8 protein-coding genes are annotated in these 10813 nt (G+C 41.9%); all 8 read right to left on the bottom strand.

What is annotated here, in order from left to right; translation table 11 throughout:
* Positions 1–5: 5 nt before the first annotated feature.
* Entirely contained in the window at positions 6–2666 is a 2661-nt protein-coding gene (gene polA / locus ACF1X7_RS01045) for a DNA polymerase I (protein ID WP_039099394.1), read from the bottom strand.
* A gap of 130 nt (positions 2667–2796) precedes the next feature.
* Positions 2797–3288, bottom strand: coding sequence for a transcriptional regulator, SarA/Rot family (locus tag ACF1X7_RS01050; protein ID WP_004265346.1), 492 nt, complete (start codon positions 3286–3288; stop codon positions 2797–2799).
* Positions 3289–3622: 334 nt separating this feature from the next.
* A complete protein-coding gene (locus ACF1X7_RS01055; RefSeq protein ID WP_411162352.1) occupies positions 3623–4684 on the bottom strand; it encodes a 3D domain-containing protein in 1062 nt (353 codons plus the stop codon).
* 230 nt (positions 4685–4914) lie between these two features.
* Positions 4915–5388 carry an SsrA-binding protein SmpB gene (gene smpB / locus ACF1X7_RS01060; RefSeq protein ID WP_004265281.1) on the bottom strand — a complete coding sequence of 158 codons (474 nt, stop codon included), beginning with the start codon at positions 5386–5388 and terminating at the stop codon, positions 4915–4917.
* Positions 5389–5396: 8 nt separating this feature from the next.
* A complete protein-coding gene (gene rnr, locus ACF1X7_RS01065; RefSeq protein WP_039099396.1) occupies positions 5397–7751 on the bottom strand; it encodes a ribonuclease R in 2355 nt (784 codons plus the stop codon).
* 15 nt (positions 7752–7766) lie between these two features.
* Positions 7767–8525 carry an alpha/beta hydrolase gene (locus ACF1X7_RS01070; RefSeq protein ID WP_039099398.1) on the bottom strand — a complete coding sequence of 253 codons (759 nt, stop codon included), beginning with the start codon at positions 8523–8525 and terminating at the stop codon, positions 7767–7769.
* Between the two features lie 110 nt (positions 8526–8635).
* A complete protein-coding gene (gene secG / locus ACF1X7_RS01075; RefSeq protein ID WP_004265318.1) occupies positions 8636–8872 on the bottom strand; it encodes a preprotein translocase subunit SecG in 237 nt (78 codons plus the stop codon).
* 79 nt (positions 8873–8951) lie between these two features.
* Positions 8952–10526, bottom strand: coding sequence for a ClC family H(+)/Cl(-) exchange transporter (locus tag ACF1X7_RS01080; RefSeq protein ID WP_039099397.1), 1575 nt, complete (start codon positions 10524–10526; stop codon positions 8952–8954).
* Positions 10527–10813: the final 287 nt, after the last annotated feature.

Consider the following 10813-nt stretch of genomic DNA (forward strand, 5'->3'; position numbering starts at 1 on the left):
TCCCCTTATTTCTTAATATCGTACCAAGTTGGTCCAAAGCCACTTTCAACTTTCAGCGGCACCGCTAATGAAACCGCAGAATCCATGACACTTGGTACTAATTTTTCTAACATTGGTATTTCTGATTCTGGTGCTTCAAAAATCAATTCATCATGTACTTGTAAAAGCATCTTGGCTTGTAATCCTGCCTTCTTCAGTTCCGCTTGCATCAAGATCATTGCCATCTTAATAATATCAGCGGCACTCCCTTGAATTGGGGTATTCATTGCCGTGCGTTCTGCAAATGAGCGCAAATTGAAGTTTTTAGCGTGAATATCTGGTAAATAGCGACGCCGATGGAAGAGCGTTTCAACGTAGCCTTCTTCGCGCGCCTTCTTCACGATATCTTGCATGAATTGATGAACACCTGGATACTGTTCAAAATACGCTTCAATAAAGCGTTTAGCTTCAGCCCTTGTGATCCCAATATTTTGTGATAAGCCATAGTCACTAATCCCGTAAACAATCCCGAAATTAGTTGCTTTCGCTTGGCGCCGCATATCTGGTGTCACTTCATCAGCGCTCGATAAGCCAAAAATCTTCATCGCAGTATTCGCATGGATATCGCGGTCTTCCTTGAATGCCTCTTGCATATTGGCATCCCCCGAAATGTGGGCTAAAACTCGTAATTCAATTTGGGAGTAATCAGAAGCAAACATCTGCCAACCCGGTTGACTTGGAACAAACGCTTGGCGAATCTTACGGCCTTCCGCTAGACGGACTGGAATATTTTGTAAGTTGGGATCAACCGATGACAAGCGACCAGTCTGCGTTAAGGTTTGCAAGTAACGCGTATGCACCTTATTATCTTGATGAATTGACTTCAATAATCCTTCGACATACGTTGACTGAATCTTAGCGATTTGGCGATAATCCAAGATGGTTTGGACAATTGGTGCGTCTTTTTTAAGTTGTTCCAAGACATCCACCGCCGTTGAATAGCCGGTCTTGGTCTTCTTAATCACTGGTAACCCCATCTTTTCGAATAGAATGACGCCCAGTTGCTTAGGCGAATTGATGTTAAACGTTTCGCCAGCTTCCGCATAAATCTTTTCTTCCAAAATCTTCAGCGTTTGACTGAACTCGCCCCCCATTTGTTGTAGGCGACTTGCATCAACTCGAATCCCGGTGATTTCCATATCCGCTAAAACTAGCGCTAATGGCAATTCCATATCCGTGAATAAATCGAATTGTTGATGTTTTTTTAATTGTTCTGTCAATTGTGGTGCTAATTTGTAAATAGCTGCTGCTTTTTGAATCAGATGTTGATAAAGCACGGTTGGATCGACAGGGACTGCGCGTTTAGCCCCCTTGCCATAAACAGCTTCATCTGTTTGGACATTTTGATACTGATGTAAATTTGCAACCGTTCCAAGATCATTACTGTTATTCGTTGTATTCAACAAATAAGACGCTAATAGTAAGTCAAATTGAACCCCCGCTAAGTGAATCCCTAAGCGATTCACCGCAACCTGATTGCGTTTCACGTCAAAAACTGCTTTCGGACGTTTAGCATCTTCTAACCACGTTTTTAAAACCGATTCTGTCAAGAGTGTTACGTCGTCGCTGACATACCAGTGGTCTGGTCGGCCAATGTAAAAGCCAATCAAGTCTGCTGTATGGTAATTGTCGGTTAACATTTCGATGCCAAACGCAACGTTTTCAGTGGTTGTCACGACATCGGCGATGTTATCAAGGGTTAATACTGTAAATTGATAGTCTTCAGTAGCCGTGGGTTCAACTGGTGCAACATCTAATTGATTTAGAAACGACTTGAAGTTCATTTCTTGGTAAAAAGCAACCAAAGCTGCCATATCAGGTCCGTTGTACACCACATCGTCTAAGCCAATCGTAATTGGCGCGTCACGTTTAATGGTTGCCAGTGTCTTACTCGTGAAAGCTAGGTCGCGATCTTCAATCAAATGTTCTTTCAATTTACTCTTTTTCATTTCATCGACATGTTCATAAACACCTTCAATGTTTCCAAATTCCGTAATCAATTTAAGCGCAGTCTTTTCCCCGACCTTTGTCACCCCGGGATAATTATCAGAGGTATCGCCCATCAATCCTTTTAAATCGATAATTTGGCTTGGTTCTAAACCGAGTTTTTCTTGAACGTGTTCAGGGGTATACGCTTCAATTTCATTGACCCCTTTAACAGTGATGTTAACGGTTGTCTGACTAGTCGTCAATTGAGTTAAATCGCGATCACCAGTGACGATATCGACCGTGAAACCATCAGCTTCTGCTTGTTTAGCAAGTGTACCAATGATATCGTCCGCTTCGAAATTAGCGAGTTCATAAGACTGAATACCATATGCTGTTAAGAGTTCTCTAATATAAGGAAATTGTTCCGTTAATTCAGGTGGCGTTTTTGAACGGCCCCCTTTGTAGTCGGCAAATTGTTCGGTTCTAAAAGTGGTTTTGCCCGCATCAAAAGCAACTAACACGTGTGTTGGTTCAATCTTTTTCAGAATAATATCCAACATATTCTTGAAAGCATAAATCGCATTAGTGTGCAGTCCTGCCTGATTGGTGAAATGGTCTAAAGCTTGGTGCATTGCAAAAAAAGCACGAAATGCAACACTATTGCCGTCGACTAATAATAATTTTTTTTGAGAACCCATGTTGTTCCTCCTACATTCGTAAAGTGACTAGCTCTATTCTAACAAAGAAAGTGACGCGCGTCATTATGCGCGACCGTTGCTAATCGCACAAAAAAAGGCCGCAACAAATGGTTGCGGCCTTTTTTAACGTTTATTTTGCTTCTGGGCGATCCATGTTCATTGATGCCATGCGACCAAAGATTTTTTTGCTTTGGTCGATTGTTGCGCCAACAGTATCTTGGCCGATTTCATTTTGTAAATCTTTGTACAAGTCTACGTAATAGAACAAGAGATGACGATAAACTTCCAAACCCTTTTCCGTCAAATGAACACGACGAATGCGTTGGTCATTTTCATCAGATTGTTCTGCGATAAAAGCCATCTTACGTAATGAACGACATTGACGTGAAATCGCTGAACGACTCACTTGCATCTTATCTGCCAATGCACTGTTAGTTGTTTCATTATTCGCATTTTGAATCTCGTGCATCACTAAAAATTGGTCGAAAGATAAACCGTATTTTTGGCTTTCACGACTCATTGATTCGCTAAGATTGTTAATCAACCACCGGTATAAACCTGCGAATTCCATAAAATCTGCTGATGTGCTACCGAGTAAATCGGTGTTATTACTCATATCCATTTCTATTCCTCCTACATGCTGAAACTTTCAGTATCAATAGTTAACCATCGATAAGTTTCATACTCACACTATTCAGTACTTCAATTCTTCCGTTTTCTAAGATAGCCGATCTAAATAATACTTAGTCAGCTAATCTTAACCGTGCTTCGATTTAAAGCAATACAAATAGTCTATAGTATTAAATTATATATTTCAACTAACTTTCACTAATAATCATCAACAACGTTCATTATGAGTTGCCCTGACAACCTTTATTAAAGGTAATTTATTATTTATTTTACAAAAACAATCCACGAAGTAAAAAATACAGCCTCAAAAAAGGCTGTATTTAAAATTACTTAATAATTGTGATTGTAATATGACGACGACCCCAACTCTTACATGCCGCAACAGTTGGAAAATGAACATCAATAATGTGACCTTTAATCGCGCTACCCGTGTCACCAGCAATTGCATACCCGTAACCAGGTACCAAAACAAGTGAGCCTAATGGAATGACACTAGGATCAACGGCGATACAATTTGGGTTTTTAGTTAACTCAATTCCAGTTGCACTAAAATGGCTCAAACCAGGTTCGGCAGTTGAATAAGCCGTTGCTTGCACTTGAATCGCTTGTCCGGCCTTGCCATCAGCAGCGCTTGCTAAATCGGCTTGCTGGGCATTTGTGTCCACAACTGGTGCAATTGGCGCTTGTGCTGCTTCGTCGGCCGCTTTTTTAGCTGCTTCAGCCGCTTTGGCTTCAGCTTCTTCACGTGCTTGTTCTTCTGCTTTTTCTTTAGCAATTTTTGCAAGATCCGCTTGGCTTTGACTTAAATTATTCTTTAAGCCAGCCACTTGTTGTTCCAGTTCGACAGATTGTTGATCCAAACTGCTTCGTTGTTCATCAAGTTCTGTCTTGCTAGCTTGTAACTTATCTTGAATGGCTTGTGTATCACGGTAACTTTGTGCTAATTCATCCATATTATGGTTGTCAGCACTTTGAAGAACCGTCAATGTGTAAGCCCGGTTGAAGAAATCACTCAAAGAATCAGCTGACAATAGTGAGTTGACAACGTTGCGGTCATCGGCTGTTCGTTGAAGTGATTGCAAGCGTTCCTTAGCATAGCTTTTACGTTTTGCTAAAGTGGCTTGTTGCTTTTTCAAAAGCGTTTGTGCTTGTTCGATATTTTTTTCGTTATCCTTAATCTTTTCCTTTAAGGCATTAATTTCTTGATACTTCGCATTCACGCTCGTTAAAGTGGCTTGAATCTTCGAATTTGTATCATCAATACTTTTTTGGGTACTGCTTTCTTGGGCTTGTAATTCGCTCAAACTGGCAGCACTAACAGATGTGCCCATCGTAACCATTGCAACTAAACAGGTAACAACAGCTAACGCTAGTTTTCTAAATCGCATCTTGTTAAACTCCTCCATTCATAACTCAAACTTGATTATACGCAACAATCCCCGCAAGAAGATTGCAGATTAATGACGTTATATTACAGTTTGAAGACATTTATAATTTTTGCGTAATAAAAACCCACTTGTAACCGCCAACAAACCAAATACTTCCAATAGAAAAAGCTACCACAAAAGTAAATTTTGTGATAGCTTTTTGACTTTATACTTAGATTTTAATTAAAGGACTAACCTTTAATCCGAACTGCGCGGGCCATTTCACGATCTTGTTCTTTTCGTTTCAGTGTTTCGCGCTTATCGTATTCCCGTTTCCCTTCACCAACGCCGATTAAAACTTTGGCAAAGCCGTGTTTCAAATAAACCCGTAACGGCACAATCGTAATCCCCTTATTCTTCGTTAAAGCACCAATCTTGGTAATTTCCTTCTTGTGCAACAATAGCTTCCGGTTGCGCAATGGGTCATGATTAAACTGGTTGCCTTGTTCATAAGGGCTAATATGGACATTTTCGAGATAGGCTTCTCCTTTACGGACGCGGGCGAACCCATCACGTAAGTTGATTTTGCCCTTACGGACCGATTTAATCTCGGTACCGGTGAGCACTAAGCCTGCTTCGAATGTTTCCAAAATATTATAATCGTGACCAGCTTTTTTATTCTGTGCAATTAAATTTGCTGGTTTTTGAGGATGTTTCTTTGCCATTCAATCACCTACTTTTTAAAAGTACGTTTTTGTGAGTCCTTGTTCGCAGCTGGGCGTCTTGGATGATTATTTTTCTTTTGATCACCACGACGTTGACCGCCTTTTTCATGATCACGTGGGCGTGCTGGACGCTTTGGTCGTGCTTCAATCTTGCTTAAGATTTCAGCCGAAGCCAATGGCACTTCTTCACCGGCTAATAATTCAAAGTCCACTGAGTGGGCATCTAAATCAACATTCGCGACCTTGACCCGTACTGGTTGGCCAATGCGGAACATCTTATGCGTTCTTTCACCGACAAGGGCTAATTGGCTTTCAACAAAGCTATAGTAGTCATCTTTCATCTGTGAGATGTGGACGAGGCCTTCAACCGTGCTTGGTAATGCGATAAACATCCCAAAGCTGGTAACAGAACTAATCACAGCGTCGTATTCATTACCGACCTTATCAAGCATGTATTCAGCCTTTTTAAGATCAACGACTTCCCGTTCAGTATCGATTGAGCGACGTTCTTCAAGGGATGTTTGTTCTGCGATTGGTTGTAACTTAGGTGCCCATTTTTCTTTTTCTTCAATCGTCATCCCATTTGTGGCATAACTATGAACCAAACGATGAACCATCAAATCAGGGTAACGACGGATTGGAGACGTGAAATGCGTGTAGAATTCCGCACCCAAACCAAAGTGACCAAGGGATTCATCAGAATAATGTGCTTGTTGCATACTTCTTAATAACATCGTTGTAATAATCGGTTGTTCAGGTTGACCTTCAATTTGCGTCAAGACTTCTTGGAGCATCATTGGCGTCACTTTCTTACTTGAACCGTGTGCTTGAATCCCATAAGCCGTGATAAATTCAAAGAAATTCTTCATCTTATCAGCATCTGGTGTTTCATGAATCCGGTATAAGAAAGGTGCATTAGCAGTACTGTAATGTTCTGCAACCGTTTCATTAGCAGCCAACATAAATGATTCAATCATGCGTTCTGAAAGACCGCGTTGGCGTAATTCGATGTCGATGGCCTTGCCATTTTCATCAACGATAATCTTAGCTTCGTCTTCTTCGAAATCAATTGCACCACGGTTATGACGCTTCTTCAAGAGAATTGCATGTAATTCTGACATCGTTTCAAACATTGGCACGAGCCGTTCGTATTGCGCCCGTAAGTCAGCATCTTGATCTGTTAAGATCTTATTGACGTTTTTGTATGTCATCCGCGCTGTTGACTTAATCACACTTGGGAAAATCTTGTGATCCACTACCACGCCGTGTTCATTGATTTCCATTTCACACGTTAAAGCAAGGCGTTCAACGTCTGGATTTAATGAGCAAATCCCGTTTGATAAGCGGAATGGCAACATTGGAATCACACGATCAGTTAAATAAGTACTAGTCCCACGTTCTAAGGCTTCAACGTCTAATGGTGAACCTTCAGTGACGTAGTAACTCACGTCAGCAATGTGGACCCCTAAGTAGTAGTTGCCGTTTGCCAACTTTTTAACGTTAACTGCATCATCAAAATCTTTAGAATCGTCGCCGTCAATTGTCACAACGTCTTGATCCGTTAAATCTTTACGACCTAGTTTATCAGATTCTAAAACCGTATCTGGAATCGCTTCTGATTGAAGCCGAACTTCTTCTGGGAAGTCCGTCTTAATATCATGTTGATACACGATTGATAAAACGTCAACGCCGGGATCATTCTTGTTACCAAGTACTTGTTTGGCAATCCCCAGCATTTGACCTGGCGCCTCAACACTTGGGTAACCGGTAACGTCAACTTGGACCATGTCACCCTTTTGTGGATGTAACCCATTATCCGTTAAATAAATTCGGTAATTACTTAATTTTTTGGCATGACTTTGGATGTATCCAATCCAGCCTGTTTTTCCTTTTTGGATATCTGAATAAGGCATGAATTCGCCGACGATTTCTTCAATCCCCCGCGTAATCACTTTCGCCACTTTTCCTTCAGGACCGCGGCGGCTGTTTTCTTCGGCTTCTTTAATGATGGCCACTTCAACCGTGTCACCATTCATCGCAAAATTCGTATTGGGTGGGGCGATAAAGATATCTGGATCATTGGGTTCCTTATCAACGATTGAAACGAAGCCAAAGCCACGATCGTTAGCATGGAAGACCCCTTCAACAAGGCGGTTGCTGGCTGGTAATCTGAACTTACCGGCATCGTCCATATTCAATGTCTTATCCCCTTCTAATTCTGCTAATACTTTCACTAGGTCTTTGAACCCTTGTGAACCGGCAACGCCGATTCGTTCACTAATTTCGGATACGTTTAATTGTTGCGTTGCATCTGCTTCAAAAATTGCAAGAATAGCTGCTTTCATCTGTTCAACTTGTGTCACATCAACACCTCTTTCTCATTTCTTAAAACGGTTTATAAATTCTAGGACATCTGTTTCTAATTGGTGATGCGCACTATCGACCGTAATGACGTGGCCGGCTTGTGGATACCAATGATAATCAACTGTTATGTTTTGTTGCGTTAATTGCTGATGTAAGACTTGGGCTTGCGTTGGATCAATAACTTGATCTTGTCCGCCTTGGCCGATGAAGACCGGTTTATCTCCGATTTGCTTCAAGTCAGCCACAACTTGTCGACTGAAAATATCAATTGATGCAAGTTGTTGTGGTAATTGCTGATTAATAGTCGCCAAACGTGCTGTCTGTTGCGCAGCTGGGACGCCCATTAACTGCATAATTCGATTAGCATATTGGCCAAAGAGCGGCGTCAATTTAGCAGTCGGTCCTTCGAGTACTGGCGCACTAAAAATCCCACCACCACAAACTTGTGATAGTTCTTCTAATGCCCGCATGGCAAACAATCCGCCTAATGACAATCCGAAAACAAATAACGGTTGTTTGTTAGCCGCGGATAACTGCTCAATCGCAGCCACCGTATCGGCCCACCATGCATCGACAGAACCGCGCGTTAAAATCTCGGTTGGATCAGCCGTTGCATGCCCTGCAAACTGTGGTGCACTAACCGCCAGCTGATTTTTCTCCAAAAAGCGGCCCATCATACGGACATCATTAGCACTACCTGTATAAGCATGTAACAACACAACCCCGACTGAACCACCGTCAAAATAAAACGGTTGCGGCAACCGATAAGACACGCGCTCACCCCCAAAGTCCTTACTGCTTGAATTCATTTAAAAAGGTCTCCTGCCATTCAACAGGAGACCGCATCAACGTTCTTATTAGAATTCGACCCGTCTCACATGTATTAGTGTGATGATAAGTACACTAAAGCTAATGCAAAGACGAAGAATAAAGCCCCTAAAACAACGGTTACTTTCTGCATGAAAGCTTCGAAACCACGGGCCTTTTGCTTGCCGAATAAATCACCAGAACCACCTGATAACGCACTCAAAGCATCCTGTTGTTTACTTGGTTGCATCATGACTGCGATCACAATCAAGATTGAATCGATTAATAATAAGTTCAGGATAAGATTTTCCAACCTAATTCCCTACCTTTCTATCTACACTGTCTTTTAATACTTTAGCATAAAAAGTAGTTAATCACCACTTTTTTATCGATTATTTCACGAGATTCTCATCCGTATTTCGCAAGGCTTGGGCAGCGTCTTCAATTTGCCGCCGCACCGTCGCCCGTAGCTGATGATCCGTTAACACAATCAACGTGTCACCAGCACGGATCAACGTATCACCATGCGGAATCAGTTCGGATTCGCCACGAACAATCGCGATTAACAAACATGTCTTTGGCCAGTCCACTTCACGGACTTGGCGATCCTCTAACGGTGCGCCCGCAAACACTGGTACCTCCAAGCGATCAGAGAATGTTGCTAACTTACGATGTGGTTTGCCAAGTGCGCGTTGCAATAATGATGCGTAAATTGGCGCGCCCCCCATTAAGTCAACGACGATGTAGGCCACCAACGATAAAATTGCTAATGGCATCAAGTGCACGAGCGAACCTACCATCTCGGTCACTAGTAGAATGGCCGTAAATGGCGCCTTCCCGATTCCGGCAAAGTAACCACCCATCGCAAAAATAATTAAGTTGGGAACATAAACTGGTGCTAACCAACCAAGTTGAACCATTATGAGTCCATAAAGGGCACCGATTAAAGCTCCTAGTGATAAAATCGGTAGAAAAATCCCACCAGGTAATCCTGAACCGTATGAAATCATTGAAAAAACAAACCGTAATAGGAATAGACCGGCCACCACACTGATTGTCGGTAAATTTTGTCCAAGGTGTGCAATCAATCCATTGCCACCACCCAAAATTTCGGGCCAGAAATAACCAATCGGCAAAACACATAATAATGGCACTAATCCGGTATACGCTTTTGGCAGCGGGAGCTTCGCATAAAATTGTGGTAACCACAATAATACCTTCTGATAAACGTATCCCAACAGTCCTAATACGACACCAAGTATCAACAAATGCCAATACTGATTAATTGGCAAACTTTGGGAGTACGTAATATGTAATGTCGGTGTCAAACCAAAAAAATTTAATGAAATGAAGTTCGCTGCAATTGCGCTAGCAAGCGACGTCACCCAAACTAACGGTGAAAAGTTATGGTAGATTTCTTCTAGTACGAAAAAGGTCCCGGCAATTGGTGCATTAAACGCAGCCGATAAGCCCGCGGCAGCCCCACTAGCGATTAAAATCCGACGATCAGCACCGCGATTTAACAACTTAGCGGCGACCCCCTGTCCAACGGCAGCCCCCAGCTGAATCGATGGGCCTTCTCGTCCCAAGAATAAGCCAGGTGCAATACTTAAAATGCCCCCAACAAATTTACGCCACAGGATTGACCACCAATTGAAATCAAACTCACCTTCCAATTGTCCTTCAACTTGTGGAATCCCCGAACCACTTATATTCGGTTCCTTTTTTAATAATTGTGCCACAAGCAGGCCAATCAATAAATTGGCACCAACCAATGGCACCCAATACCACGGGTGTGCATTTAACCCTTGATAGATAGTGATAACAAAGGCCAGTCCTTTTTCAATCGCTAAGCGAAATAAACTGACCACCAATCCAGTGAACGCCCCAACTAATAACCCTTTGCCCACAAAGCGAAACCGTGTCTTATTAAACTGACTAGCACGTCTAAGTCGTCCATTTTCCACGTTTGCCTAACCTCCATCTGATAATGCTTTATATACAGACTACCACGGAAATGGAGATTATCAAATGTTGAAACCAAATAAAAAGGCGAGCACTATTGCTCAGCCTTTATTGATAGATATCAATTTTGTATTTCAATTTAATTTGGCAAATTCTATAATTAATCCGAACAGAAATTAAAAAGCCCAAAGCAATCACTTACAATGGTAGTAGCTAATTCCAACCAATATAGGGAGTGATTACTTTGGGTACATCTACTTTATCACGTTTTCAACGTGGCGCACTAGCA

It is taken from the genome of Latilactobacillus sp. VITA-14, assembly GCF_046580785.1.
Lineage (GTDB): Bacteria > Bacillota > Bacilli > Lactobacillales > Lactobacillaceae > Latilactobacillus > Latilactobacillus curvatus.

What these genes read in the sequence shown, in the direction of transcription:
- polA (WP_039099394.1), bottom strand. Translation starts at nt 2,666, where the DNA reads ATGGGTTCTCAAAAAAAATTATTATTAGTCGACGGCAATAGTGTTGCA.
- ACF1X7_RS01050 (WP_004265346.1), bottom strand. Translation starts at nt 3,288, where the DNA reads ATGGATATGAGTAATAACACCGATTTACTCGGTAGCACATCAGCAGAT.
- ACF1X7_RS01055 (WP_411162352.1), bottom strand. Translation starts at nt 4,684, where the DNA reads ATGCGATTTAGAAAACTAGCGTTAGCTGTTGTTACCTGTTTAGTTGCA.
- smpB (WP_004265281.1), bottom strand. Translation starts at nt 5,388, where the DNA reads ATGGCAAAGAAACATCCTCAAAAACCAGCAAATTTAATTGCACAGAAT.